General features: G+C 63.6%; 26 protein-coding genes. 15 read left to right on the forward strand and 11 right to left on the reverse strand.

From position 1 onward, the window contains the following. The first annotated feature begins 386 nt into the window (after positions 1-386). Together FJ973_RS18830 and kynU are read left to right on the forward strand one after the other, a co-directional pair. On the forward strand, positions 387-1,064 hold the full coding sequence (locus FJ973_RS18830) for a TetR/AcrR family transcriptional regulator C-terminal domain-containing protein (protein WP_181168419.1): 678 nt from the start codon (positions 387-389) through the stop codon (positions 1,062-1,064). After that, a complete protein-coding gene (kynU, locus tag FJ973_RS18835) occupies positions 1,061-2,308 on the forward strand; it encodes a kynureninase (protein ID WP_140498670.1) in 1,248 nt (415 codons plus the stop codon). Before FJ973_RS18830 ends, kynU begins: the two co-directional genes overlap by 4 nt. A 63-nt stretch (positions 2,309-2,371) precedes the next feature. Here the strand turns inward: kynU and kynA are convergent, their stop codons facing one another. Together kynA and FJ973_RS18845 are read right to left on the reverse strand one after the other, a co-directional pair. Then, entirely contained in the window at positions 2,372-3,208 is an 837-nt protein-coding gene (gene kynA / locus FJ973_RS18840; RefSeq protein WP_140498668.1) for a tryptophan 2,3-dioxygenase, read from the reverse strand. After that, positions 3,205-4,830, reverse strand: a complete 1,626-nt coding sequence (locus tag FJ973_RS18845; protein WP_140557164.1) for an AMP-binding protein — start codon at positions 4,828-4,830, stop codon at positions 3,205-3,207. The genes kynA and FJ973_RS18845 overlap by 4 nt, the downstream gene beginning before the upstream one ends. Before the next feature lie 167 nt (positions 4,831-4,997). Between FJ973_RS18845 and FJ973_RS18850 the strand changes: the two genes are divergently transcribed. Next, positions 4,998-5,828 (forward strand): alpha/beta hydrolase, encoded by an 831-nt coding sequence (locus FJ973_RS18850; RefSeq protein WP_140557166.1) that lies wholly within the window; start codon positions 4,998-5,000, stop codon positions 5,826-5,828. A 15-nt stretch (positions 5,829-5,843) separates the two neighbouring features. Here FJ973_RS18850 and glp read toward each other — a convergent pair whose 3' ends face one another. From glp to FJ973_RS18875, 5 genes are read right to left on the reverse strand one after another with little or no spacing between them, the layout of a single operon-like run. Then, positions 5,844-7,049 carry a gephyrin-like molybdotransferase Glp gene (gene glp / locus FJ973_RS18855; protein WP_140557167.1) on the reverse strand — a complete coding sequence of 402 codons (1,206 nt, stop codon included), beginning with the start codon at positions 7,047-7,049 and terminating at the stop codon, positions 5,844-5,846. After that, on the reverse strand, positions 7,049-7,549 hold the full coding sequence (moaC, locus tag FJ973_RS18860) for a cyclic pyranopterin monophosphate synthase MoaC (RefSeq protein WP_140557169.1): 501 nt from the start codon (positions 7,547-7,549) through the stop codon (positions 7,049-7,051). The genes glp and moaC overlap by 1 nt, the downstream gene beginning before the upstream one ends. Positions 7,550-7,551: 2 nt before the next feature. Beyond that, entirely contained in the window at positions 7,552-8,364 is an 813-nt protein-coding gene (gene trpC / locus FJ973_RS18865) for an indole-3-glycerol phosphate synthase TrpC (RefSeq protein WP_140557170.1), read from the reverse strand. Positions 8,365-8,368: 4 nt separating this feature from the next. Next, on the reverse strand, positions 8,369-9,379 hold the full coding sequence (gene trpD, locus FJ973_RS18870) for an anthranilate phosphoribosyltransferase (protein WP_140515367.1): 1,011 nt from the start codon (positions 9,377-9,379) through the stop codon (positions 8,369-8,371). After that, positions 9,376-11,268: a SurA N-terminal domain-containing protein gene (locus tag FJ973_RS18875; protein ID WP_140557172.1), complete on the reverse strand. Its 1,893-nt coding sequence runs from the start codon at positions 11,266-11,268 to the stop codon at positions 9,376-9,378. The genes trpD and FJ973_RS18875 overlap by 4 nt, the downstream gene beginning before the upstream one ends. 143 nt (positions 11,269-11,411) lie before the next feature. On the opposite strand from FJ973_RS18875, the gene tpiA reads away from it, so the two are divergent. The 5 genes from tpiA to FJ973_RS18900 all read left to right on the forward strand — a co-directional run bounded on the left by tpiA (position 11,412) and on the right by FJ973_RS18900 (position 16,710). Next, positions 11,412-12,179: a triose-phosphate isomerase gene (gene tpiA / locus FJ973_RS18880; RefSeq protein ID WP_140557173.1), complete on the forward strand. Its 768-nt coding sequence runs from the start codon at positions 11,412-11,414 to the stop codon at positions 12,177-12,179. A gap of 171 nt (positions 12,180-12,350) precedes the next feature. Then, complete coding sequence (gene secG / locus FJ973_RS18885; protein WP_140525224.1) at positions 12,351-12,827, forward strand: preprotein translocase subunit SecG; 477 nt, start codon at positions 12,351-12,353, stop codon at positions 12,825-12,827. A 330-nt stretch (positions 12,828-13,157) separates the two neighbouring features. Further along, positions 13,158-14,282 carry a L,D-transpeptidase gene (locus tag FJ973_RS18890; protein ID WP_140557175.1) on the forward strand — a complete coding sequence of 375 codons (1,125 nt, stop codon included), beginning with the start codon at positions 13,158-13,160 and terminating at the stop codon, positions 14,280-14,282. 212 nt (positions 14,283-14,494) lie between these two features. Beyond that, entirely contained in the window at positions 14,495-16,132 is a 1,638-nt protein-coding gene (locus FJ973_RS18895; RefSeq protein WP_140525222.1) for a CTP synthase, read from the forward strand. Between the two features lie 26 nt (positions 16,133-16,158). Continuing rightward, the gene (locus FJ973_RS18900; RefSeq protein ID WP_140557176.1) at positions 16,159-16,710 is read left to right on the forward strand and encodes a DUF1697 domain-containing protein; all 552 of its coding nucleotides are present in this window, start codon (positions 16,159-16,161) and stop codon (positions 16,708-16,710) included. 46 nt (positions 16,711-16,756) lie between these two features. On the opposite strand, the gene FJ973_RS18905 is transcribed toward FJ973_RS18900, so the two are convergent. Beyond that, positions 16,757-18,214, reverse strand: a complete 1,458-nt coding sequence (locus FJ973_RS18905) for an NCS1 family nucleobase:cation symporter-1 (RefSeq protein ID WP_140498646.1) — start codon at positions 18,212-18,214, stop codon at positions 16,757-16,759. Between the two features lie 328 nt (positions 18,215-18,542). Here FJ973_RS18905 and FJ973_RS18910 point away from each other — a divergent pair, with 328 nt between their 5' ends. Together FJ973_RS18910 and dusA are read left to right on the forward strand one after the other, a co-directional pair. Further along, positions 18,543-18,845 (forward strand): DUF982 domain-containing protein, encoded by a 303-nt coding sequence (locus tag FJ973_RS18910; protein ID WP_140498645.1) that lies wholly within the window; start codon positions 18,543-18,545, stop codon positions 18,843-18,845. A gap of 454 nt (positions 18,846-19,299) precedes the next feature. Then, the gene (gene dusA, locus FJ973_RS18915; protein WP_140557178.1) at positions 19,300-20,298 is read left to right on the forward strand and encodes a tRNA dihydrouridine(20/20a) synthase DusA; all 999 of its coding nucleotides are present in this window, start codon (positions 19,300-19,302) and stop codon (positions 20,296-20,298) included. A 17-nt stretch (positions 20,299-20,315) separates the two neighbouring features. Here the strand turns inward: dusA and FJ973_RS18920 are convergent, their stop codons facing one another. Next, complete coding sequence (locus FJ973_RS18920) at positions 20,316-21,020, reverse strand: TIGR02281 family clan AA aspartic protease (RefSeq protein WP_140557180.1); 705 nt, start codon at positions 21,018-21,020, stop codon at positions 20,316-20,318. A gap of 13 nt (positions 21,021-21,033) precedes the next feature. Next, entirely contained in the window at positions 21,034-21,267 is a 234-nt protein-coding gene (locus tag FJ973_RS18925; protein WP_140515375.1) for a DUF1289 domain-containing protein, read from the reverse strand. Positions 21,268-21,428: 161 nt separating this feature from the next. On the opposite strand from FJ973_RS18925, the gene FJ973_RS18930 reads away from it, so the two are divergent. Beyond that, positions 21,429-22,427, forward strand: a complete 999-nt coding sequence (locus tag FJ973_RS18930; protein ID WP_140557282.1) for a nicotinate-nucleotide--dimethylbenzimidazole phosphoribosyltransferase — start codon at positions 21,429-21,431, stop codon at positions 22,425-22,427. Between the two features lie 37 nt (positions 22,428-22,464). Here the strand turns inward: FJ973_RS18930 and FJ973_RS18935 are convergent, their stop codons facing one another. Further along, the gene (locus tag FJ973_RS18935) at positions 22,465-23,985 is read right to left on the reverse strand and encodes a HAMP domain-containing sensor histidine kinase (RefSeq protein ID WP_140515376.1); all 1,521 of its coding nucleotides are present in this window, start codon (positions 23,983-23,985) and stop codon (positions 22,465-22,467) included. Positions 23,986-24,059: 74 nt separating this feature from the next. On the opposite strand from FJ973_RS18935, the gene FJ973_RS18940 reads away from it, so the two are divergent. The 4 genes from FJ973_RS18940 to FJ973_RS18955 all read left to right on the forward strand — a co-directional run bounded on the left by FJ973_RS18940 (position 24,060) and on the right by FJ973_RS18955 (position 26,564). Beyond that, complete coding sequence (locus FJ973_RS18940) at positions 24,060-24,683, forward strand: thermonuclease family protein (RefSeq protein WP_140557181.1); 624 nt, start codon at positions 24,060-24,062, stop codon at positions 24,681-24,683. Positions 24,684-24,732: 49 nt separating this feature from the next. Further along, positions 24,733-25,344, forward strand: a complete 612-nt coding sequence (locus FJ973_RS18945) for a glutathione S-transferase (RefSeq protein WP_140498639.1) — start codon at positions 24,733-24,735, stop codon at positions 25,342-25,344. A gap of 2 nt (positions 25,345-25,346) precedes the next feature. Then, on the forward strand, positions 25,347-25,964 hold the full coding sequence (locus FJ973_RS18950) for a uracil-DNA glycosylase family protein (RefSeq protein WP_224518976.1): 618 nt from the start codon (positions 25,347-25,349) through the stop codon (positions 25,962-25,964). Positions 25,965-26,072: 108 nt separating this feature from the next. Then, positions 26,073-26,564, forward strand: a complete 492-nt coding sequence (locus FJ973_RS18955) for an Lrp/AsnC family transcriptional regulator (RefSeq protein ID WP_006205209.1) — start codon at positions 26,073-26,075, stop codon at positions 26,562-26,564. The last annotated feature ends 16 nt before the right edge of the window (positions 26,565-26,580 follow it).

Genomic DNA, 26,580 nt, shown 5'->3' on the forward strand with positions numbered 1-26,580 from the left:
TTGTGTTCCGCAACCATTTAAAGTTTAATGAATTTGTTAAGGCGACGGAAACGAAATGCCCTCCCGCAGCCAGCATCCTGCCAGCGCGGTCCGTCGTCAATGCGCTCCCGGGCCCTTTGAAACTATTTTGGTTAATGGCCTGTGGCCCGACCGGTCTCCACTCTTGGCACAAGCCTGCAAGCTGGGTGACCGGCAGGTGCGGGGTGCGTTTGGGCGGATTAAAACCCCTGCGGCTCGTGAACGAAACGAAACCAAAATGCCAACTTCCTGCCGGAAAACGACGAGGCACCACCACTGGTCGCTATGGGCTGCGTTCGCTCGCTCCTTGCTTCCCGTTCGCTTGACGAAACCGTATAATAATGTACGGTTTTCGAAGAGGAACACCAATGATCACGCCGAAGCAGGCCGCGCGACGCGAACGGATAGAGGAGGCCGCCTATGCGGTGCTCCGGGAAACCGGCTACAAGAGCGCCTCCCTGCTTGCTATCGCCAAGCGGGCATCGGCCTCGAACGAAACCCTCTACAACTGGTACGGCAACAAGCAGACCCTGTTTCGATCCTTGATCGAAGCCAATGCGGGAGAGGCAAGGAAGCTGCTGGAGGACGCCCTTCACCAGGCGCGCGATCCGCTCGAAACCCTGAACTTGCTCGGGCCAGTCCTGCTGACCCTCGTGACGGGCGACAAGGCGGTGGCGCTCAATCGCGCCGCGGCCGGCGACGTCAACGATACAGGCACGCTTGGCCAATCGATCGCGCAATTCGGCCGCAATACCATAATGCCGCTTGTTGGCGACCTGCTTCGAACCGCAAGTCGGGCCGGCCTGATCGCCTGTGACGATCCTGCCGAAGCCGCCGACATCTACATCAGTCTTTTGATCGGCGATCTCCAGGTTCGCCGGATCGTTGGGGTGCTCGAGGAACTGCCTCGGGCGGAAATCGAGCAAAGATCGAACCGGGCGTTCACCCTGTTCTTGCGCGTCTATGCGGCCAGCCCTTGCCCGGGCGGCAAAACAGCCGGCCCGTTTCCAGGGCGCTCTTCTCACCGAGGAACATCGCGACCATGAGCAAAATTCCCGATCTCGCAGCGATCGAGGCAATGGACACCGCGGATCCGCTGCGTGCCATGCGTGACCGCTTCACCTTGCCCCAGGGGGTGATCTATCTCGACGGCAATTCGCTGGGCGCCGCTTCGCCCGCCGTGTTCGGCGAGCTGCAGAAGGCCGCCACGCAGGAGTGGGCGCAGGATCTCATCCGCGCCTGGAACACCGCCGGCTGGTTCGACATGCCGGTCGAACTCGGCGACCAACTCGGGCGCCTGATCGGGGCCGCCGCCGGCCAGACGGTGGTCTGCGATACCACCTCGATCAACATCTACAAGGTGCTGCATGCGGCACTCGGGATGCGGCCGGACAGGTCAGTCATCGTCGCCGAGGGGGACAGCTTTCCGACCGATCTCTATATGGCCGAAGGCGTTGCCTCGACGCGGCCGGGCACGGTGCTGCGGCTCGAGGGTGTCGATGCGCCGACCATAGAAGAACTGATCGACGAGCGGGTCGCGGTCATCCTGGTCAACCACGTCAACTACAAATCCGGGCAGTTGCGCGACGTGGCCGCGCTGACGCGGACGGCACATGATGCCGGCGCGCTGATTGTCTGGGATCTCTGCCATACCGCCGGCGCCTTGCCCGTCGAGCTCGACCGTTCGAATGCCGATTTCGCCGTTGGCTGCACCTACAAATATCTCAATGGCGGCCCGGGTGCCCCGGCCTTCATCTACGCGGCCGAGCGCCACCATGGCGATGTCCGCCAGCCGCTCAGCGGCTGGTGGGGCCATGCGCGGCCATTCGCCTTCGAACAGGGTTTTGCTGTCGGCACAGGCATCCGCCGGTTTCTCTGCGGCACGCAGCCTGTGCTGTCGATGCGCGCGCTCAAAGGGGCGCTCGATGTCTGGAACGACGTCGACATGGCAGAGGTGCGCAGGAAGAGCATGGCGTTGACCGATCTGTTCATCCAACTGGTCGAGGCAAAATGCGGCGCCTACGGCCTCGAACTCGAAAGCCCGCGCGATGGCAATGAGCGCGGCAGCCAGGTTTCGTTCCTCCACCCGCATGGCTATCAGGTGATGCGGGCCTTGATCGAGCGCGGCGTGATCGGCGATTTCCGCGCGCCATCCACGATTCGCTTCGGCTTTACGCCGCTTTATGTCGGCTATGTCGATGTCTGGCAGGCTGTCGAGGTGCTGGAAGACATTTTGCGCACGGACGCGTGGCAGGAGGCGCGTTTCGCCGTCAAGGCGGCGGTGACTTAAGAGCCTGTCGCTCAGAAAAGCGCAGTGGGTTCGGGATAACGATATGCAGTCGGCAAAGCTACGTCAGAGCCGGGTGCGGACCTTCCACAGCTCCGGGAACAACTCCACCTCCAGCATCTTCTTCAGGTAGGACGCGCCCGATGTGCCGCCGGTGCCGCGCTTCATACCGATGATGCGCTCGACCGTGGTGACGTGGTTGAAGCGCCAACGGCGGAAATAATCCTCGAAATCGACCAGCTTCTCGGCGAGTTCGTAGAACATCCAGTAGCGCTGCGGGTCGCGGTAGATGATCTGCCAGGCGACAAGGACCTCTTCGTTCTCGGTCCGCGTTTCGCGCCAGTCCGTACGCCTTGCGTCGGCACCGATGTCGAAGCCGTTACGGGCGAGCAGCAGCAGCGCCTCGTCGTAGAGCGACGGTTGCGCCAGGATCGCCTCCAGTTTCTCGCTGAGGTCCGGCCGGTGCTTGTGCGGTCCGAGCATTGCGAGATTGCGGTTGCCGGCCATGAACTCGATGGCACGGTACTGCCACGACTGGAAGCCCGAGGACTGGCCAAGCGCGTCGCGGAACTCGGTGTATTCGCTGGGCGTCATCGTGCGCAGCACGTCCCAGGCATTGTTGAGCTGCTCGAAGATGCGGGCGACGCGCGAAAGCATCTTGAAGCTCGGTTCGAGACGGTCGGCGCGGATGGAGCGGATTGCGGCGCCGATTTCGTGCAGCGCGAGCTTCATCCAGAGTTCCGATGTCTGGTGCTGGATGATGAACAGCATCTCGTCATGGGCTGACGAAAGCGGCTCCTGCGCCTCGAGCACCTTTTCCAGATGCAGATAGTCGCTGTAGGACATGCGCTCCTTGAACGACATTTCCGCGCCCTCGGCGGACGGGTCGTAGGGCTTGCTCAATTGATCTTCTCCGCGCGCAGCCGGAAGCGCTGGATCTTGCCGGTCTGCGTCTTGGGCAAAGCGGCGATGAATTTTACCGAGCGCGGATATTTGTAGGGCGCGATCGTGGCCTTGACGTGATCCTGCAGACGCTTGACGGTCATTGCGTCTGGCGCCACGCCTTGCACGAGCACCACATGAGCCTCGACGATCTGGCCGCGCTCGGCATCCTCGGCGCCGACCACCGCGCATTCGGCGACATCGGCATGCGCCAGCAGCGCCGCTTCGACCTCTGGGCCGGCGATGTTGTAGCCGGCACTGACGATCATGTCGTCGGAGCGCGCTGCGAAGTGGAAAAAACCGTCCTCGTCCTGCCAGAACGTGTCGCCGGTGAGGTTCCACCCGTCGCGGACATAGTCGCTCTGCCTGGCATCGGCCATGTAGCGGCAGCCGGTCGGTCCCCGCACCGCGAGCCTGCCCGCGGTGCCGCGCGGCACTTCGCGCATTTCGTCGTCGACGACGCGCGCCTGATAGCCGCCAACGGCCTTGCCGGTGGAGGCAGGCTTCATGTCATCGAAGCGGTTGGAGATGAAAATATGCAGCATTTCCGTGGCGCCGATGCCGTCAAGGATCGGCTTTCCGGTTTTCTCAGTCCATTCCTCGAACACCGGCGCCGGCAAGGTTTCGCCGGCCGAAACGGCGACGCGCAGCGACGATAAATCGGCCCCTTCGTCCATGGCCTTGAGCATTGCGCGATAGGCGGTGGGCGCGGTGAAGGAGATCGTCGCTTTGTAGGTTTCGATGATGTGGACCATGTTGGGCGGCGTTGCCTGTTCCAGCAGCGTCGCCGCGGCGCCGAAACGCAGCGGGAAGATGGCGAGCCCGCCAAGGCCAAAGGTGAAGGCCAGGGGCGGCGAGCCGACGAAGATGTCGTCAGGCGTCACCTGCAGGATCTCGCGGGCGTAGGCGTCGGCGATGATCAGGAGGTCGCGGTGAAAATGCATCGTCGCCTTCGGCACGCCTGTCGTGCCTGAGGTGAAGCCGAGCAGGGCGACGTCGTCACGCCCGGTCTGCACCGCGGTAAACGTCACGGGCTTGTCGAGGGCGGTGCGATCGAGTTCGGCGTCGTGGTTGGCGGTGCCGTCGAAGCCGATGACCTGCTTGAGGAACGCGCTGTCCTTGGCGCAGGCGGTCATCTCGTCCATCAGCCTGGTGTCGCACAGCGCTGCGGTGATTTCGGCCTTGTCGACGATCTTGGCGAGTTCGCCGGCGCGCAGCATCGGCATCGTGTTGACCACGACGGCGCCGACCTTGGTGGCGGCCAGCCAGCAGGCCACCATTGCGGGGTTGTTGGCCGAGCGGATCAGCACCCGATTGCCTGGCTTGACGCCGTAATTCTCGACCAGCGCATGCGCCAGCCTGTTCGTCCAGTCGGATAATTCCTTGTAGGTGCGGCGGCGGCCGTTGCCGATCAGCGCGGTGTGGTCGCCCAACCCTTTCTCGACCAGCCTGTCGGTCAGTTCGACGCCGGCATTGAGCCGTTCGGGATAGTCGAAGCCGTCGAGCAGGAAGTCCGGCCATTGATCCGGCGGCGGCAGGTTATCGCGCGTGAACGTGTCGATATGCGCTGATGGCCCAAGCATTTTCGGCTGCCCCTGTCTGCCTCACGCCCATCGCTGAACAAAGCACAGGATCGCACCAGTCGAAATTTGTTTCAAGCCTAAAATGTTTTGCCCCCGGAGCATTGACGTTGCCGCTGTCGATCGCCATTGCTATCGGCTGAAACGATGCCGTCCGGGGGAGGGTGCCGATGCTCGAACATCGCATTGCCGATTGGGACAATGCCTACGCCAACGGCGCCAACATCGCCGGCAGCGATCGCTGGCCAGCCGCATGGGTCGAACCGGCGCAGGCATTTCGCGATGCGCTTGCGGCAAAGGGCAGGACTCAGCTCGACATCGCCTATGGCGACAGGCCGCGCAACCGGCTCGATCTCTTCCTTCCCGCCGGGGCACCCAAGGGGCTCGTCGTGTTCATCCATGGCGGCTACTGGCTGGAGTCCGACAAGGATAGCTGGTCGCATCTCGCCAAGGGCTCGGTTGACAGCGGCTTTGCCGTGGCGATGCCGTCCTATACGCTCTGCCCCGCCATACGCATCGCCGGCATCTCCCACGAGATCGGCGCGGCGATCGGCAAGGCGGCGGCGATGGTCGGGGGACCGCTTATGCTGACCGGGCATTCGGCCGGCGGCCATCTCGCCAGCCGCATGGCGACGACATCAACGCCCCTGGCGGCCGGCGTGGCAAGGCGCGTACGCCACGTTGTTTCGATTTCGGGCCTGCATGACCTGCGTCCGCTTATGCGCACCGGCATGAACGCGGCGCTGAAAATCGATGAAGCCGAGGCGCTGACGGAAAGCCCGGCGCTGCTGCGGCCCATGGATGGCGCTCGCGTCACGTGCTGGGCCGGAGGCGGCGAGCGGTCCGAGTTCTTGCGCCAGAACGCCTTGCTGGCCAATATCTGGACAGGGCTTGGTGCCGTCACGAGCGCGGTGGTCGAGCCGGACCGACATCATTACGACATTGTCGAAGGCCTGGCTGATCCGGTCCATCCGCTGACACGAACTTTGCTTGCGGAGTAGAAAAACGGCGAAACTTCACCTCAGCATTATAACGCTGCAGGCATTTCCTACAGCCGCGGCGGACGCAGACGGTTCGCGCACGATCAGTCCGTTGGCGTCGGCCAGTATCCTCAGCATCGAGGAATCCTGGATGCTGAAAGGGGTTGCCACCAGCATGCCGGCCTCTTGCCTGACCACCGCCCGCACATAGTCCTGGCGCAGATCATTGGCCTGCATGGCGGCGCCCAGCCTTGCCTGACGAATATCTTGCCGGAAATCGCGGCCGCCGAGGCGTGCCAGGAGCGGTTTCAGGAACAGTTGCGAGCAGACGAGGCTCGCCACCGGATTGCCGGGCAGGCCGATGCACCTGATGTCGCCGAGGCGGCCGAACATCAGCGGCTTGCCGGGACGCATGGCGATCTTCCAGAAACCGAGCGTCATGCCTTCGCCGGTCAGCACGTCATGGATCAGATCGTGGTCGCCGACCGAGGCGCCGCCAAGCGTGACGATGACATCAGCGCCGGCCGCGACCGCTTTCCTGACCAGCGCCGCGATGGCTTCCTCGCGATCAGCGGCAATGCCGAGATCAAGCGCATGCGCGCCGACCGATTGCGCGGCGGCGGCGACGCCATAGGCGTTTGACGAAATGATCTGGTCGGGGCCGAGTTCGCTGCCGGGCGGCAGCAGCTCGTCGCCGGTGGCGATGATGGCAACCAGCGGCCGCTTTACGACGCCCACCCGGGGATGGTTGGCCGAGGCGACAAGCGACAGTGCTGCCGGATCGAGCACGCGGCCTTTTTCCAGCAGGATGTCGCCCTCGGAGAAATCGAGCCCGAAGCGGCGGATGTTGCGCCCCTCGGCCGTCGGTTCGACCACCTCGATGCTGCCGCCGCCGAGGTCACGAACGTTTTCCTGGATGACGATGGTGTCTGCGCCTTGCGGCAGCGGAGCACCGGTGAAGATGCGCACGGCCTGCGCCTTGCCGACGGCGCCGTCAAAGCCGCGCCCGGCCGCCGCCACGCCCATCACCGAAAGCCGGGACGGCACGGACGCGGCATCGACAGCGCGGACCGCGTATCCGTCCATGGCAGAGGCGTTGAAGGGCGGTTGGGTGCGCAACGCCACCACCGGTTCCGCGAGAACGCGATCCACGGCCTCGAGGAGCGAAACGCTTTCGCTCGCAAGCGGCGCAGCACCCTCCAGCAGGCGTTCGAGCGCTGCTGCGACCGGAAGCAGCGCCATCAGGCGACCGCCCCATCTTCGCCAGCGGCTTTGTAGTCGCCCGACTTGCCGCCGGTCTTTTCGACCAACCGGATGCCGGTGATGACCATGGCACGGTCGACCGCCTTGGCCATGTCGTAAATGGTCAGGCAGGCAACCGAAGCCGCGGTGAGCGCTTCCATCTCGACGCCGGTCTTGCCGGTGACGCGCGCCAGCGCAATGATCTTCAGTCCGGGCAGGGCAGGATCGGGCTCAATGTCGACGGAGACCTTGGTCAAGAGCAGCGGATGGCAGAGCGGGATCAGCTCATGCGTCTTCTTCGCTGCCATGATGCCGGCTATGCGCGCGGTGCCCAGCACATCGCCTTTCTTGGCATTGCCGGCCAGGATCATCTTCAGCGTCTCGGGCCGCATCGAGACGAAACCCTCGGCGACAGCGGTGCGCGTCGTTTCGTCCTTGCCGCCAACATCGACCATGTTGGCCTGGCCCTGCGGGCCGAGATGGGTGAGGGCGGCCGTCATCGTCAGACGGCCTCGGCCGCTGCCTTGCCGGTGAGCAGCGCGCGCGTTGCCGCGGTCACATCCTGCTGGCGCATCAAACTTTCGCCGACCAGGAAGGTGCCGATGTCGCTCTTCTGCAATCTGAGGCAGTCGTCATGAGAGAAGATGCCGCTTTCGCTGATCAGCAAGTAACCGCCCGGAATCATCGCCCGCAGTCGTTCCGAGGTTTCGAGACGGGTCTCGAATGTCCGCAGATTACGGTTGTTGATGCCGATTAATTGCGACGACAGCTTCAGTGCGCGCTCCGTCTCGGCCTCGTCGTGGACCTCGATCAGCGCATCCATGCCGAGTTCGAATGCCGTCGCTTCAAGCTCGCTCGCCAAATCATCATCTACGCTGGCCATGATGATCAGGATGGCGTCCGCCCCCCAGGCGCGAGCTTCATGGACCTGATAAGGATCGAACAGAAAATCCTTGCGCAGCGCGGGCAGGGTGACGGCGGCTCTTGCCTTGGTGAGAAATTCCGGCGCGCCCTGGAAAGACGGTGCGTCGGTCAGCACCGAAAGACAGGCGGCGCCGCCCTTTGCATAGGCCCGCGCGAGCGCTGGCGGATCGAAGTCGGCGCGGATCAAGCCCTTGGACGGGCTTGCCTTCTTGATCTCGGCAATCAGAGCGAAGCCGCCGGATCTGCGCTTCGCCTCAAGCGCCGTGAGAAAGCCGCGCGGCGCGTCAGTGTCTTTCGCCCGCGCCTTGATCTCGGCCAGCGGCACGCGCGCCTTGGCCGTCGCGATCTCGTCGCGCTTGTAGGCCTCGATCTTGCGCAGGATGTCCGACATCTGTCTAACCGTTCGAAATCTCGACCAGCCGGTCGAGCACCTGCAGCGCCCGGCCGCTGTCGATGGCTTGCACTGCCGTCGCCATGCCGTCGGCGAGCGTCGTCGCCTTGCCCGCCACCACCAAGCCGCCGCCGGCGTTCATCAGCACGGTGTCGCGAAAAGCGCCCACGGCGCCACCCAGCATAGCGCGCAACGCCTCGGCGTTGTAGGCAGCGTCGCCGCCGCGCAGTTCTTCCTTGGTGTGACGGGTCAGGCCAACCGCTTCGGGCGTCAAGGTGAAGGTGCGGATCTCGCCGCCGATCAGTTCGGCGACATGCGTTTCACCCGTGGTGGTGATCTCGTCGTAGCCGTCACCATGAACGACCCAGGCATGCTCGGTGCCCAGCGCCTTCAGCGTCTGGGCCACCGGTATGATCCATTCCGGCATGAATACGCCGACCATCTGCCGGCGCACGTCGGCCGGGTTGGAGAGCGGACCGAGCAAGTTGAAGATGGTCCTGGTGCCGAGCTCCACGCGGGTCGGGCCGACATGCTTCATCGCCGGGTGATGTGCCGGCGCGAACATGAAGCCGACACCAGCCTCGTGGATGCAGCGGCCGATGGCCTGCGGCGTGAGGTCGATCTTGACGCCGAGCGCGGTCAGGACGTCGGCCGCACCGGTCAGCGAAGACAACCCGCGATTGCCATGCTTGGCGACCGGAACCCCGCTGGCGGCGATGACGAAAGCGGATGCCGTCGAGATGTTGACGGAGTGCGAATTGTCGCCGCCGGTGCCAACGATGTCGATGGCGCCGACAGGTGCGTCGACGCGAAGCATCTTGGCGCGCATGGTGGCGACGGCGCCCGAAATCTCGTCCACCGTCTCGCCGCGCACACGCAACGCCATCAGGAAGCCGCCGATCTGGCCGGGCGTAGCATCGCCCGACATGATGATGTCGAAGGCCTCGCGCGCCTCGTCGAAGGACAGGGCGGTGCCGGTCGCGACCTTGGCGATATGGGTTTTCAGCGCGCTCATCTTGTCGAGGCTTGGGCAACGGCAGCCTGGTCGACGCGGACGCCGTACTGCGTCTGCAACTGCGCCACCAACTGGTCGAGCAGATCGTCCGACATGCCGGCGGTGAAGGACTTGCGCGCGTCCTCGGGCACCGAACTGGCATCGGCCCCGGCGGGTTCGAACACCTCGGCGACCTTGAACAGGATTTGCGCGTCGCTGGTGGGAGAGGGGATCAGGCCGGTGCCGCCTTCGCCGACGCCGAACATCACCGCTGCACCTTCCTTGCCGAAATCGGCGTCGTCGGCTTCGCGCTTCAGGCCACGCTTGGTCTGCTTTTCCAGCTTGAGCTCGCCGGCAATGACGTCGAGCGTTGCGCCGGCCTTGAGCCGCTTTTCCAGCTCCTGCGCCTTGGCGGTCAGCCGCTTGGCCGTCTCGGCCGCGGTCCAGTCGGCAACGACCTTCTGGCGAACTTCGTCCAGCGTGCGGTCGCGGGCCGGCGTGATCGAAGCCACTTCATAGAAAATGAAGCCGTTATCGGCCGTGGTCAGCGCCTCGTTTTCAGTATTCGGTTCGGCATCGAAGGCAGCCTTGATCAGGGCCGGCGATTCCGGCAGATCCTTGACGATGGAGCCATCGGGCCGCAGGCCACTGCGATCGATCGCGTCGACAGTGACGACCTTCAGCTTCAGCTTGGCGGCGGCGTCGGCCAGCGAACTGCCGGCGGCGCGACTGTCCTCGTAATTATCATGCACGTCCAGAAGGATGCGGTTTGCCTCGCCCAGCGCCAGGTCCTTGCGGATCTGGTCCGACACTTCGGCCAGCGGCTTCACGACTTCGGGCTTGATCTCGGTGACGCGCAGCAGCACGGGACCAAAGGCACCCTGCACGACAGGGCTGACCTCATTGACGTTGAGCGCAAAAGCAGCGTCGGCGACCGCCTTGTCGGCGATCTTGTCCTTGGCGAGCGTTCCGAGCAGCGTGTCGGCCGGGGTCTTGCCTTCCGCAGTGACGAGCTTGTCGAAGGTTGCGCCGGACTTCAACGAATCGAGCGCGGCCTTGGCCTCGTCCGGCGTCTTGAACACAAGCTGCTCTATGGTGCGCATCTCGGGAGTGGTGTAGCGCGCCTTGTTCTTGTTGTAGTCGTCGCTGACCTGGGCGTCGGTCACCGAGCTTGTATCCATGATGTCCTGCGGCTCGAGCCTGACATAGGAAAACTTGCGGTATTCGGGCGCGGCATAGGTCTTCTTGTTGACCTCGAAATAGGCCTGCAGCGCGCTGTCGCTCGGCGCCTCGATGGGTTCGACCAGCGCCTTCGGCAAGGCCAGATAGTCGACCGTACGATCCTCGCCACGGTACAGGGCCACCGCCTTGAAGAAGGTGTCAGGCGCCTTGAGGCCGTCCGAAACCGCCTCGACGATCTGCTGGCGCACCGCGACCTGGGCACGATTCTTCAAATAATCCTCCGGGCGCATGCCGACCTCACGCAGCCTGTATTCGAAGGCTCTCCGGTCGAACTGTCCGCCGGGGCCCTTGAACGCCGGATCCTCGCGGGTGAGTTCGGCCAGCCGGTCCTTGGACAGGCCAAGGCCGAGCTTGCGAGCCTGTTCGTCGAGAACCGCGCCCGAAACAAGCTGCGCCAACACCTGGTTGTCGACGCCGAGCGCCTTTGCCTGTTCGTGGGTGAGGCGCTGACCGAACTGCTGCGACATGACGGCGAGCTGGCGGTCATAGGCGAGGCGGTATTCGTTGATCGACACCTTGGTGCCGCCAGCCGTGATGACGGAATCGTGGCCGGCAAGGCCACCCATCAGCCGTCCCGATACGCCCCAGACCGCAAAACTGACCACCAGCAGCGAAAGCAGTAACTTCGCGACCCAGGTGCCCGCCGCGCTTCTCAATATACCAAGCATCGTTACTTCCGATTTATGCGCATTTTCGGATGCGCCGAGTCTGAAACAAGCGCAATAGCGCCCTTCCGGTCCACTGTCGATTGCTTTGTGGCTTGATTTTGGTAGTGAGAACGCCAGCCGAATGTCACCCGGAGAAGTAAACGATGACGCCAGGAATTCGCCCGCTCGTCGCAGGCAACTGGAAAATGAACGGTACCAGCGCCTCGCTCAACGAACTCAGGATGATCGGCAACGGTTTCATGAGCGGGCTCGACGCAGACACCGAGGCGCTGGTCTGCGTTCCCGCGACCTTGCTCGCCCATGCCGCCGAGATTCTGTCGCGTACGCCGGTTCATGCCGGCGGTGAGGATTGCCACGCCAAGGAGAGCGGCGCCTACACCGGGTGCATCTCCGCGGAGATGCTGAAGGATGCGGGCGCGACCCACGTCATCGTCGGCCATTCCGAATGCCGCGAACAGCGCGGCGAGGATGATGCCACAGTTCAGGCAAAGGCCTCCGCAGCTTGGCGCGCCGGGCTTGTAGCCATTGTCTGCATCGGCGAGACGCGGCAGGAGCGCGAAGCGGGGGCGACGCTGGACGTGTTGTCACGCCAGGTTGCCGGTTCGGTGCCGGCAAGCGCTACCGCGTCCAACACGATCATTGCCTATGAGCCGGTGTGGGCGATCGGCACCGGCCTGACGCCGACCGTCGCCGATGTAGCCGAGGCGCATGCGCATATTCGCGAAAAACTGTCGGAGAAGCTCGGCACCGCCGCGGGCAAGATGCGCATTCTCTATGGCGGTTCGGTCAAGCCGTCCAATGCAGTGGAACTGCTTGGGGTCAGGAATGTCGACGGCGCGCTGGTTGGCGGCGCCAGCCTGAAAGCGGCCGACTTCCTGGGCATCGCGGACGCCTATCGCAGCATCTCTTGATGACTTCGCGCGGCGCCGAAGCTGCCGCGGCGCACGGGAAATCGTTGTAAAGGACGCCTTGCTTCCCATATTCCGGCCACGGGCTTGGAAATGCCGTGAAAGCATTGTATTGAGCCGCCTCCAATTCCCCGGTCGTGTCCGCGGCCGGGCAGGGCATTGCCAGGATAAACTATGCAAACCGTACTGATCGTCATCCATCTCATGGTCGTTCTGGCCCTTGTCGGCGTTGTGCTGCTGCAGCGCTCCGAAGGCGGCGGCCTTGGCATTGGTGGCGGATCTGGCTTCATGACGGCGCGCGGCGCCGCCAATGCGCTGACCCGGGCGACGGCGATTCTGGCGGCCGCTTTCTTCGTGACGTCGCTGACCTTGTCGATCATTGCCCGCTACGGCGAGAAGCCGATCGACATTCTCGACCGCGTTCCCGCAACATCGGACGGCGCCGGCAAGGGCGTACTCAACCAATTGCCTGGCACGACCACCCCGACGCCGCCTTCAGGCAACGCGGCGCCGACGCCGCCTTCCGGCAACGGAGCCGCGACAACGCCGCCAGCCAATGCTCCGGCCGCGCCGCCCGCCGCCGGCTCGACGTCGCCGGCGACCAACGGCGCCAGCACCGCGCCCGCGGCCCCGCAGGTGCCGAACCAGTAATCCGGGTTCGTTCAAGGGCTATCTGACAGGGAGCGCCGGCGTGCGAACGCCGGCATTCTGCGTCGTTACAACCGAACTGCGCTCGGTTCCGGCTCTCGCTGCCGGGCCCTCGGCCCGCTCTGATCTCTTACACTCAGCCGATCTGTTGTCGTTTGACCACAGTCGCGGCAAATGCGGCGGCATCACGAAGATTCGACGGGAAGTGCAGCGGCCTCGCGCTTGAGGCGCCCGCGCTTATTCGACTATAGATTGCGCGCGGCATTTTCGGTGTCCTTGGGGGACGCCGGGCGACGCCGTGGGCAACAAATATTGAACGATCGGATCTTCGCCATGCAGCTTCGCAGCTTCATCTTCCTGGGACTTTGCGCCGCACTCGGCATGAGCTCCCCGGCTTTCGCCGGCGTGCCAGCCAATTTGGCCGCCAATCAGTCGGTCGGCAAGACCGATGCCATCAACGTCGCAGCCAAGAGCGATGCGGCGCAGTTGAGGCTTCTCAAGAAGAAGAAAAATCCGACACCGGACGATCTCGCCCAGATCAAAAAGATCGAGGCCAAGATCGTTGCCGACAAGGAAGCCGCCAAGGCCAAGGCGCTGGAAGCCAGGAAGATGGCGATGCGCGAGGCGGCGAAAGCGAAGGCCGAGGCGGAACGGCAGGCGTTCCTGGCCAAGAAAGGCAAGGCTGCCCCGGCGACCGAAGTGGCCGCGGCCAAGCCGGCCAAGAAGATCACGAAGATCATCGAGCCGTTGACGCCGATCGAGCCGATTCCTTCGGCCGAACCGGAATCGGCCGAGGTGATGAACGTTGCGCTGACCGGCAATAATGGCGAATTGCGCAGCGAGCTGCCTGGCCAGAAGCAGCGCACCGGCGGCGGCCTGTTCGCCGGACTGTTTGGCGGCCAGATAGCATCGTCCTCGATCAACTATCTGCCTGAGACCCGTGCGCTGGATTCGGCGCTCGCCAGGAAAAACGCCAAGAAGCCGTTCAAGGTAAAGCCGGAGTTCGTGCCGCAGGACGTGGAATTCACCGGTTACGAGGCCGGCACGATCGTCATCGATACCAGTGCCCGCCGGCTCTATCTGGTGGAATCATCGTCCACCGCCCGCCGCTACGCCATCGCGGTCGGCCGCGAAGGATTGCAGTTCAAGGGCACCGTGGCGGTCGGCGACAAGCAGGAGTGGCCACGCTGGATCCCGACGCTGGACATGCAGAAGCGCGAGCCCAAGCATTATGCCCAGTACAAGGACGGCATGCCCGGCGGCGGCCAGAATCCGCTCGGCGCCCGCGCCATCTACCTCTATGACGGCAAGAAGGACACGCATTTGCGCATCCACGGCACCATCGCGCCGCAGTCGATCGGAACCAGCGCTTCCAATGGCTGTTTCCGCATGATGAACGAGCACGTCATGGACCTCTACAGCCGCGTCAAGGTCGGCACCAAGGTCGTCATCATCTGACGTTTGCAGCAGCTTGCCAAAAGGGCCGGTTCAGCCGGCCCTTTTGTTTTGCCTCGCTCTTGGTCGCGTTCCAGTGGAACGGGCCAGCCCGTTCGACATGGGCCTATCCGAAAACCGGATCCCATTTTCGGATCACGGTTCGAGCGCCTTGTTGGGAAAAAGCCTTAGCGGCGGTTTTTTCTCTGGCGGAATCAATCCGGCCGCGTTAAGCGATGACTCCCATGGCGCGATATGTATTCATCACAGGCGGCGTGGTTTCCTCACTTGGAAAAGGCATTGCCGCAGCGGCCCTCGGGGCTCTCTTGCAGGCGCGGGGCTATCGCGCACGCATAAAAAAACTCGATCCCTACCTCAATGTCGATCCAGGCACGATGTCGCCGTATCAGCATGGCGAGGTGTTCGTCACAGATGACGGCGCCGAGACCGATCTCGATCTTGGCCATTACGAGCGGTTCACTGGCCGTTCCGCCAACCAGCAGGACAACATCACCACCGGCCGCATCTACAAGAACATCATCGAGCGCGAGCGGCGCGGCGACTACCTCGGCGCCACCGTGCAGGTCATCCCGCACGTCACCGACGAGATCAAGAATTTCGTCCTCGACGGCAATGACGACTATGATTTCGTGCTGTGCGAAATCGGCGGCACCGTGGGCGACATCGAGGCGATGCCGTTCCTGGAGGCAATCCGCCAGCTCGGCAACGACCTGCCGCGCAACAACGCCGTCTATGTGCATCTGACGCTGATGCCCTATATCCCGACCGCGGGCGAATTGAAGACCAAGCCGACCCAGCATTCGGTCAAGGAGCTGCGCGGTATCGGCATCGCGCCCGACATCCTGCTCGTCCGCGCCGACCGGGCCATTCCCAAGGAAGAGCGTAGAAAACTGTCGCTGTTCTGCAATGTCAGGGAAAGCGCGGTCATCCAGGCGCTCGACGTGCCGCACATCTACGACGTGCCGATGGCTTACCACAAGGAAGGGCTCGATTCGGAAGTGCTGGCCGCGTTCGGTATCGACCCTGCACCGAAGCCGCGCATGGAGCCGTGGCAGGCCGTGTCCAACCGCATCCACAATCCGGAAGGCGAGGTGACCATCGCCATCGTCGGCAAATATACCGGCCTCAAGGACGCCTACAAATCGCTGATCGAGGCGCTGTCGCATGGCGGTCTGGCCAACCACGTCAAGGTCAAGCTCGACTGGATCGAATCGGAAATCTTTGAGAAGGAGGATCCGACGCCCTGGCTGGAAAAGGTGCATGGCATCCTTGTGCCCGGCGGTTTCGGCGAGCGCGGCTCGGAAGGCAAGATCCTGGCGGCGAAGTTCGCGCGTGAGCGCAAGGTGCCGTATTTCGGCATCTGCTTCGGCATGCAGATGGCCTGTATCGAGGCGGCGCGGTCCCTGGCCGGAGTCGATGAGGCCTCCTCGACCGAGTTCGGCCCGACCCAGGAGCCGGTCGTCGGCCTGATGACGGAGTGGCTGAAGGGCAACATGCTGGAGAAGCGCCGGGCAACCGGCGATCTCGGCGGCACGATGCGGCTCGGCGCCTATCAGGCCGAGCTCGCCAAGGGTTCCAAGATCGCCGACATCTATGGTGACACGCAGATCTCCGAGCGTCACCGCCACCGCTACGAGGTCAATATCGACTATAAGCAGCGGCTGGAGGATTGCGGCCTGGTGTTTGCCGGCATGTCGCCCGACGGCGTGCTGCCCGAAACGGTCGAATACCCCGACCATCCCTGGTTCATCGGCGTGCAATACCACCCCGAGCTGAAGAGCCGGCCGCTCGACCCGCATCCGCTGTTCGCCAGCTTCATCGAGGCGGCGGTCGAACAATCGCGCCTGGTATAGGCGCGCCAGGCGGGGTTCGGCAACCGATGCAGACCTATGTCGCCCTTCTCTACAGCATCGTCCTGGGAGAAGGGCGCCGGGTCGTGATGTCCGACCTGAGGGCGATGGCGGAAGGCCTCGGGCTGAAGAATGTCCGTACGCTCGTGGCGACGGGCAATCTTGTCTTCGAGGCGCCGGCGACGGACGTCGCCGGTCTCGAGCAGCGTCTGGAAGCCGCCTTCAAAAAAGCTTTCGGCCGCCATGTCGATATCATCGTGCGCGCTGCCGAAGATTGGCTGAGGCTCGCGGCCGGCAATCCGTTTCCGGCTGAATCCGCCGAGACCGGTGACCAGGTGGCGGTCCGGATAATGCGCAAGCCCGTGCCCGATGATGCGGCGGCGGCGCTCGAGACCTATGCCGCCGCCGATGAGAAGGTGATGTCACGCGGCGGCGACATCTGGGTCGTCTTTTCGCGGGCACGACCGAGTTCACGGCTGCTCGCGGCCGCCAATCACAAACGCCTGGGCGTCGGTACGTCGCGCAACTGGAACACGGTGCGCCGATTGGCCGAGATGGTAGGAGTAGGCAGTAGGCAGTAGGGGGAAGCCGTCTGCTTTCCCTACCTTTCCTGCCTGCTGCCCCATTTCAGGCCTTCGCCGTCTTGGCGCCGGCACCCACGGCGGCGGTGCGCAGCACGTAGTAGATGATGCCGGCAATCCCGACGCCGAAGAACCAGCCATAGACGCCCCACCAGGATGGCAGCCAGTTGGTGAAGTTCGGCAGGATCGAGGAGAAGACGGCGCCAATGCCGGCAGCGATGAAGGCATTGACATGCCAGCCGCCCTGGAAGCGGAACTCGCCATCCTCGCGATAAAGCGCTTCGACGTCGACCTCGCCCTTCCGGATCAGGTAGTAGTCGACCATCATGACGCCGAAGATCGGCCCCATCGTCGCACCGATGATGTTGACGAAGGACGCAGCGCTGCCTTCCCAAGGCGCGAAGGGATAGAGCACGAGCGCGATCAGTGCCGCGATGTAGCCGCCCTTCTTGAAGTCGATCTGGCGCGGGAAGACGTTGGAGAAGTCGAAGGCCGGCGAGACGAAGTTGGCCACGACATTGATGCCGAGCGTCGCCACCGCGAAGGTCAAGGCGGCGAGCGCGGCCAGGAACCAGCTGCCGAATTTCGCCGATATCTGGTCGGGGTGCAGCAGCACCTCGTGATAGACGTCGTAAGCGGCAATGGTGGTGACGCCAGCGACCAGCGAGAACAGGATGAGATTGATCGGCAGGCCCCAGATATTGCCCTTGCGCAGCGATGCCTTGTCCGGTGCATAGCGGGCGAAATCGCAGAAGTTGAGATAGAGAGCCGAAAAATAGGTCACCCAGATCGCGGCGACGGCGAACAGCGACGTCCACGATCCCGGCGTACCTGGCACGCCCGCATCCTTGGTCTTTTCGAGCAGCACCTCCATCGGAATGTCACTGGTGAAGGCGAAGGTCCCGGCTTTGACGCAGAGATAGACGGCCAGGATCAGCATCATCACCCACACGGCTGGCCCGGCCCAATCCTGGAAGCGGCGCACCGTCTCCATGCCGTTCTGGATAATCAGCAGCTGCAGCGCCCAGATGACCACGAAGCAGATCACTTCCAGCCCGGAGTGGCCGAGGAAATGGGTGTTGGCGTTGAAATCGGCGAACCATTGCGAGCGGATCAGCAGCGCGACAATGGCGCCGGAAGCGGCCGCCGTCTGTGCGCCGTACCAGAAGCAGGCGACGATGGCGCGCACCAGCGCCGGTATGTTGGCGCCCCATATGCCGAACGAGGCGCGGGCGAGCACTGGGTAAGGCACGCCGGTCTTCACGCCGGCATAGCCGACCATGTTCATCAGCGCGTAGATGACGAGCGAGCCGATGCCGATGGCGATGATGAAGTTGACGAAACCGCCGCAGAACAGGAAAAGGCTGGCGGCGAGATAGTAACCCCAGAGGCTGTGCACGTCCGACGTCCAGACGTTGAAGATCGAGAATGGTCCCCAGTTTCGTATCTTGGCCGGTGCGAGATCTTCGTTATATAGATCCGGCGATGCGCCTTGTATCGTCATTGCAATTGTCCCCTTCTTGCAGCACGCGCCCTCACGCGTTGACCGTCAAGGTTACGCCTGACGCGAGGGAAGGGGCAATCGGCTGATTTGCCGGCTTTGGCCTTAAAGATATTCAATGGGGATCGCCATTGTCGCGCGGCATGATGCTTGCCCTCTGATCGGCGAGTCGGGTTCGCGGCGCTTTCAAGCGCCGGCGCGACGACATCGGAGCCGCGGCGGGCAAACCTGCCCTTTTTTTGCCAAGCGTACGTTTTTTATGGAACCAAGTGGATGATGGCGCGTTTGATGGGGTTCGGTCGAACACGTCGCGACCGAGCGGGAGGATATGATGGACTATTTGCATTTTTTTTCGCCCGTGCGGATTTCACGCGGGCAGGGACACCCTATCGAGGAAATCGACAGTGTTGCCGAGGCCATGATGTTTTTGCGTAAATGGCCGACCGGGCGACGTGGCCCTGTCTATCAATGCGCGCTGAACTGCTGCGCGGCCGCCCTGTCGGGGCAGATGTCGGCTGAAGAAGCCAGGAAGGCGTTCACCGGCTTCGCCCGGATCACGCGGCTTCTGGATGACGACATGGCCTTGTCGGTGGGCAGCGAGCCAGCTGGGCGCGTGTACGCGCTGCGGCGGTAACGTTCTGAACCGGCTGTAGTCGAAAATCGGCGCCGACCCCCGGCGCCGATCGACTGTTTGTCCGTTTGCCATGGCGTCGGCGAACGCCTGATGCGGCGCGGCCCAGGATGGCCACCATCTGCTTGTGGTCGGCAACTTCGGAAAGCAGCCAATCCTGGAAAGGCGGTCCCCCGTCTTGTTCGCCGCAGTTGAAAGACTATCGACCAGGTCGCAAAACGGCGTGCCGCTCTCCTGCGGTGTAGCAAGGGGTGCAAGCTTCCGATTTCTTGGAGCGATTTCGCCCAGCACTCGAAAAAACGAGAAGACAGCACTTCAGGCCATAGGATTTGGCAGGCGCAGAAGGACCGCCTTCAGACTTGCTGCTCGAGCGAGGGGCTTGCCTACTTCGCATATGTCGCCGATATGAGGATTGGTGGCCATACTGCCCGCATCAACCAACCAATTGACGCAAAAAATGTCGAGATACCAAGAGCATAAGGTGGCAATCGCCCCGATGATGGATTGGACGGACCGCCATTGCCGGTTCTTCCATCGCCAGCTGACTCGCCGTGCGTTGCTCTACACCGAGATGGTGGTGGCGGACGCGGTCATCCAGGGCGCGCGCGAGCGCCTGCTCGGTTTCGACGATGCGGAACATCCGGTCGCGCTGCAGCTCGGCGGCTCCGATCCGGGGAAGCTGGCCGAGGCGGCGCGCATCGGCCAGGCTTTCGGCTATGAGGAAATCAACCTCAATGTCGGCTGCCCGTCGGACCGCGTCCAGTCCGGTACGTTCGGCGCCTGCCTGATGAAGGTGCCTGACCTCGTCGCCGACTGTGTCGCGGCGATGAAGGCGGCGGTGACCATTCCCGTAACCGTCAAATGCCGCATCGGCGTCGACGAGCAGGATCCCGAGCCGGCGCTGGATGCGCTTGCAGACGGTGTTTTCGCGGCCGGCGCCGACGCCCTTTGGGTGCATGCGCGCAAGGCATGGCTGGAGGGGCTGAGCCCCAAGGAAAACCGCGACATCCCGCCGCTCGACTATGGCCGCGTCTATCGGTTGAAGGCGAGAAAACCGAGCGAATTCATCGGCATCAATGGCGGTATTCAATCGCTTGAAGAGGCGCAGACGCATCTCCAGCACCTCGACGGCGCCATGCTCGGCCGCGCCGCCTACCATACTCCAGGCATTCTGACCGGCGTCGATGCCATGTTTTATGGAGAGCGGACCGGTCCCTTCGATTTCGCCGCGCTGATCGATGTCATGGCCGGCTACGCCGCACGCCATGTCGAACAGGGCGGGCGGCTCGGCCACGTCACCCGCCATATGGTCGGGTTGTTCCATGGATTGCCCGGTGCGCGCCGCTACCGCCAGATCCTCTCCACGGATGCAACGCGCCCCGGCGCTGGGCCGCAGGTGCTGAAGACGGCGTTCGCTGCGGTCGACCTCAGCGGGGCGGTCGACAAGGCCGCCTGAACCGCTTTTGCCGAACGTCAATCCCGGAGGGTCATCCGGTCGCCGCGCACGTCGAAGCCGGACAGCGAACTGATGAAGTTCATGCCGAGCAGGCTCTGGCCAAGCATACCGGGTGCCGCGACCATCACCGGCATATTCTTTCGCACGATGCCGCCGATGGCCAGTTCGTTGGTTTTCACAGCCGCGGCGCGCGCCGTGCCGTTGGCGGTCGAGACCGGTATGGTGAAATCGAGAGCGGCGGGATTGATCCCGGCTGCCTGGGCGTCCTGCGACGTCAACACGGTGCTGGTCGCTCCTGTGTCGACCACCGTGCGCACTGGCGCGCCGTTGATCAGGATGCGCGCCTCGAAATGGCCATTGTCGGCCTTGTCGAGCGTCACGGTGGCATGGCCGTCCTCGATGCCCAGCGCCAGCGGGCTGCCGGGAACAAGGCCAGCGGTTACCCGGTTGGCGAAATCCTGCAATTCGTAGCGATATTGATAGCCGGCGATCAGCGCGAGCGCGATCGCCGCCCACGCGCCGAGATTGCGCGCCATGGCGCTGAGCGGGCGGCCCGACCTTAGAAGGCCGGCGCCGATGAGCGCGCCGAAGGCGCCCAGCCAGATCAACCGGCCGAAATCATCGTTTTCGACGCCGAGCGTATTGCCGGCGGAATCGTCGAACATCAGCAGCACCGCGCCGACGCCGATGACGAGCATCAGGATCCAGAACAGGCGGTTCATGTCGGCAATCCGTTCACGAGAGCGCGTCGCGTTCGCGCGCCATCCGGGTGCGGCGGGTTTCGCGGCGCGGCCGGCGCTCGACCGTCTCCAGCCTCGCCGGCAGTTGGGCCATGACGTCGCGGCGCGCCTGCGCCGTCATGTCGATCCAGGCGCCGATCTCGTCCCGGGTGCGGCCGCACCCAAAACAAAAACCGGTCTTCATATCGATCGAACAGACCAGAATGCATGGGGATTCGATGGCCGTCATGGATGTTTCCTTGGCTGACTTCCACATGGTGCAACGACATGGCCTTTGCAAGCCCTCGGGAATGCGTCGCCCGCGGCCGCTTTTACATCAAGAGCGGGAGGTTGTGCCGGCGCACGAGGGCGGCTATGCCGCTGCCCATCTGCAAGGACGAATTCCACGACATGACCAGAGCACAGCCTTTCGACGATTTCCGTAACCTGCTGGCCAATCTGCCGGCGGCCGACACGACAGCGGAGGCCCGTGTGCGAACGCTGTTCGCCAAGGCGGACAAGCCAAGGAACTCGCTTGGTCGCATCGAGGATATCGCTGCCTGGCTGGCAGCATGGAGTGGCCGTGCGCCGCCGGCAGTGACGCGGCCTCTGGTCGCGGTCTTTGCCGGCAACCATGGTGTTGTCAGGCACGGCGTCTCGCCGAGAGCCGTGGCGGCGACCGCCAACGCCGTCGAACTGTGTGCGGCCGGCGGTGCAGCGATCAACCAGGTCTGCGTCGCCAACGACCTCGGGCTGAAGGTTTTCGATCTCGCCTTGCATATTCCGACAGCCGACATCACGCAGGATGCCGCACTCGACGAGCGGGGTTGCGCCGCGACCATGGCCTTCGGCATGGAGGCGATCGCCGGCGGCGCCGACCTGCTTTGCCTCGGCGATCTGGGCGTCGGCAATTCCACCGTCGCCGCGGCCCTGTTCGCGGCCGTGTTGGGCGGCAAGGGCGCCGATTGGGTCGGCCCGGGTTCTGGCGCCGATGCGGCGATGCAGGCGCGCAAGGCGGAGGTGGTCGATGCGGCGCTGGCTTTCCACGCCGGCCATCTCGATGAGCCGTTGGAGGTGCTGCGCCGGCTCGGCGGCCGCGAGTTCGCGGCGATAGCCGGCGCCATCCTTGCGGCACGGATGCAGAGAATCCCCGTGCTGCTCGACGGAGTTGCGGCAACGGCAGCCGCAGCGGTCCTGCATGCCGCCAATCCTGCCGCGCTGGATCATTGCCTTCTCGCCGGCCTGTCGCCGGAGCCCGCGGATGCGCAGGCCGCCGAGCGCCTTGGCCTTCGCCCCTTGCTTGACCTCGGCGTCGGCCACGGCGAGGGAGTAGGCGCGGCACTTGCCGCCGGCCTAATCAAGGCAGCGGCACTGACCAGTTCGGGCATGGCCGCGGCCGTTCGCGGCTAGGCCGAGCATTCGTCGCTCATTCCACGCATGAGGCGCGTCAACGCCGACGCGCCGCGACCGCCGCGGTCGGCAGGGCCGGCAGTTCCTCCATCACCCGGCTCAGCGGGAAGATGGCAATCGCCTCTGTGCCTTCGCGCAGCTTGGAATGAAGTTGGAATTCGCCGCCATGCATGGCGAGCAGGCCCTGCACGATCGGCAGACCAAGTCCGGTGCCCTGTTCGGCGCTCTTGATGGCGATCGAACCCTGGCCGAAGGCCGAAAGCACTACCGGGATCTCGTCTTCCGGTATGCCGGGGCCGTTGTCCCTGACCGAGATGTATTGTCCGCCGCCGGCCGTCCAGCCGACGCGCACGCGGATTTCGCCGCCGGTGGCGGTGAACTTGATCGCGTTGGACAAGAGGTTGAGGGTGATCTGGCGCACCGCGCGCTCGTCGGCGAACAGGCGCGGCAAGGCATGTTCGAAATCCTGAATGACGCGGATATCCTTGTTGCGCGCCTTCAACTCCATCATGTGGCAGCAATCCTCGACAATGCCGAGCAGCATCACCGGCTCTTCATTGAGCTGGTACCGGCCGGCCTCGATGCGCGACAGGTCGAGGATCTCGTTGATGAGGTCGAGAAGATGCTGGCCGGATTCGTGCACGTCATGGGCATAGTCGCGATACGTGGGATTGCTCATCGGCCCCAGCACTTCGTTCGACATCACTTCGGAAAAACCGAGAATTGCGTTGAGCGGCGTGCGCAATTCATGGCTCATCGAGGCAAGAAAGCGCGATTTGGCCAGATTGGCATCTTCCGCGCGCCGCCGCGCCTCGTCCGACATCGATTTCGCGGTCTCGACTTCGGCGATCAGTGCGTCCTTTTCGGAGCGGAACGACAAAAGCATCAGGGAGGAGCGATTGAGGTTCCGCGCGATATAGGCAAAGAAAGGCAGCGAAAGAACGAGCAGTACGGCCATGATCGCCCCGACAGGCATCCACAGCCTTATTTCGGCGTAGGCGTAAAGCGTCACCGGAACAGCGAAAGTCGCCAGCAGCGCCCCGCGCAGGGATGAGGCCATGATAGCGGTTCCGGCCATGGCAAGCAGCAGCACCACGGCCTTGACCACCTGAAACTGGTCGACCGCGCAGGCACCGCAGCCGAGCCAGACGAACCAGCCCCAGCCGAGGCCGCACAGGAAATGTGCGAACAGGAATTCTCTCTGGGTTTGCAACGGGTTAAGCTCGGACGCTTCCACGCGTTCGACGCGGCGCGCCATGAAAGCCAACATCGTGTAGCAGGTCAGGGTGAACAGCGCCCAGAGAATGATCTCATTGCCGATGCCGGCCAGCCGGCCAAGCGCGGCGATCGCCAGGACAAGCAGCGGAATGGCAATGGCCCCGCTGGTCATCGCGCGCGCATGGAGTTTCAATAGTTCGCGATCGAAATCCGGATTGCCGGCCTGTTGCGAAAGACGGTCGCGCGTCTTGCGCACCGCGCGCGCGACATCGCTGTTGCGATGGCGTTTCCTGCGGTCCACAATGAATTTGTCCGCTGTGTTCGAGCGTTGCAAAGGCATGAAGACTTCAATTTATGCGGGCGGCATTTCAAGGTGTTAAGCTACGTTCGAATGATTAACCAACCGTTTGCCATATGAGCCGTTCCTGGTCGCAAGGACCGCGCCGGCGGTATGCTGCGCCGCGCCCGCGAAGCCCATGGCGCAAATTGCTGGACTATGGGCTGACGGTCATCGTTCTGGGGCTGCTGATCGTGCTTGCGGCGCGCCTCGATCGCGTGGAGACGCGAAAGACACAGGGCGTCGCCATCATCAATGATGGCGACTCGATCACGCTCGGGGCCGAACGCATCCGCATGCGCGGCATCGACGCGCCGGAATACACCCAGACCTGCCGCAAGAACGGCGCCGATTATTCCTGTGGCACGCTTGCGCGCCAATCTCTGGTGCGCCTGATCGCCGGCAGGCCCGTCATCTGCAGCGGCTGGCAGCGCGACCGGTACGGCCGGCTGCTCGGCGATTGCAAGGCCGGGGACACCGATCTCAACCGCGCACAGGTCGAGGCAGGCTGGGCGGTCGCTTTCGGCGATTACGAGAGCGAGGAAGCCATCGCGCGCGCGGCAAGGGCCGGCATCTGGGCAGGTACATTCGACCAGCCGCAAGATTGGCGCGACAGCCACCATGGCGAGTCCGTCGAGAGAAAACATGGCACGCTCGCCTCCATCGCCGATGCCGTGCGAGAGATTTTCCGCTTCTGGTAAGCCGGCGGAAGCTGAACCCTGCCGTCACCGGCAAGAACTGGAGGATCGAATGAAGCTCTTCGACGGCGGCCGGGCGCCCAACCCAAGGCGGGTTCGCGTTTTTCTGGCCGAGAAGGGAATCGCGGTTCCGCTGGTGTCCGTCGACATGGGCGCGCTGGAACACAGGCAACAGGCGGTCAGCTCGCGCAATCCACTGCGGCGACTGCCGGTGCTGGAGCTTGACGACGGCACCGTCATCACCGAGTCCGTCGCCATCTGCCGCTATTTCGAGGAACTCAATCCCGAGCCCGCACTGTTCGGTCGCGGGGCGCTCGGCAAGGCGCAGGTCGAGATGTGGCAAAGGCGGATGGAATTCAACCTGCTGACCTGCGTCGCGCAAGCTTTCCGCCACACCCATCCGGCCATGAAGGAATGGGAGATCCCGCAGATTCCCGAGTGGGGCGAGGCCAACAAGCCGAAGGCAATCGAATTCCTGCGACTTCTCGACGGCGAGCTGGGAACCCGCGAATTCGCCGCCGGCGACGCCTATTCGATCGCCGATATCACCGGGATGATCGCCATCGATTTTATGAAACCGGCGCGCATCAAGGTGCCGGACGAGTGCAGCAATGTGTTGCGCTGGTATCGGATGGTTTCGAGCCGGCCGAGTGCCGCGGCCTGAGGATGACTGCGGAACTCGAAAGCTTCGCCGCGACGGTTCGCGCCTGCCGCATCTGCGTCGACAATCCGATCGGCCGGCCACTGCCGCACGAACCGCGCCCGGTGCTGCGACCCTCGTCGAATGCCCGCATCCTGATTGCCAGCCAGGCGCCGGGAACCAAGGTGCATCTGTCGGGCATGCCGTTCACCGATGCTTCGGGCGACCGGCTGCGAGACTGGCTCGGCGTCACCAGCGAGGAGTTCTACGACACCGAGAAGTTCGCTATCGTGCCGATGGGCTTCTGTTTCCCCGGCCAGGACGCCAAGGGCAGCGACTTGCCGCCAAGGCGTGAATGCGCGCCGGCCTGGCGCGCGCCGTTGATGGGGCTCATGCCGCAGATCGACTTGGTGCTGACGATCGGCATCTACGCGCAGTCCTGGCACATGGGTGCCGCGCGGCGCCCGTCCCTGACGGAAACGGTGAGGGACTGGCGCTCCATCTGGGAGAAATCCGCTGGCCAGAAGGTGCTGCCGCTGCCGCATCCGTCCTGGCGCAACACCGGCTGGCTGAAGCGGAATCCCTGGTTTGAAATGGATTTGCTGCCTTTCCTCAGGTCGGAAATCCGCTATCGCCTCGGTTAGACATTCAGCAAGAAACCACCGGCTTTTCCGCCAATCAGCAGAATTTTTTTCTTGTGGAAGCCTATAATAACGCCGATTATGGCCAATCCATTCCTTCAGGAGCTTTCAATGGACCGCCTTGACCGAAAAATTCTCCGCCTCCTGCAGGAGGACGCGACGCTCGCGGTCGCAGATGTCGCCAAGAAAGTGGGACTGTCGACGACCCCTTGCTGGCGGCGCATCCAGAAGCTCGAGGAAGAGGGCGTCATCAAGCGGCGTGTCGCCATTCTCGATCATGAAAAGGTCAATGTGCGGGTCACCGTCTTCGTCTCGATCCGCACCAATTCGCACAGCCATGAATGGCTGCGGCGTTTTTCCGAAGTCATCCAGGAATTCCCCGAGGTGGTCGAGTTCTACCGCATGAGCGGCGATGTCGACTACCTCCTGCGTGTCGTGGTGCCCGACATTGCAGCCTATGATGCCTTCTATAAGCGGCTGATCGCCAAGATCGAGATTCGCGACGTCTCGTCCTCCTTCGCCATGGAGCAGATCAAGTACACGACCGAAATCCCGCTCGATTACATGGTGCTGGACAAGGAATCGGGCGCGAACGCGGCCTGAGCGCGCGTGGCCTTGG

The sequence above is a fragment of the Mesorhizobium sp. B2-1-3 genome (assembly GCF_006442495.1).
GTDB lineage: Bacteria > Pseudomonadota > Alphaproteobacteria > Rhizobiales > Rhizobiaceae > Mesorhizobium.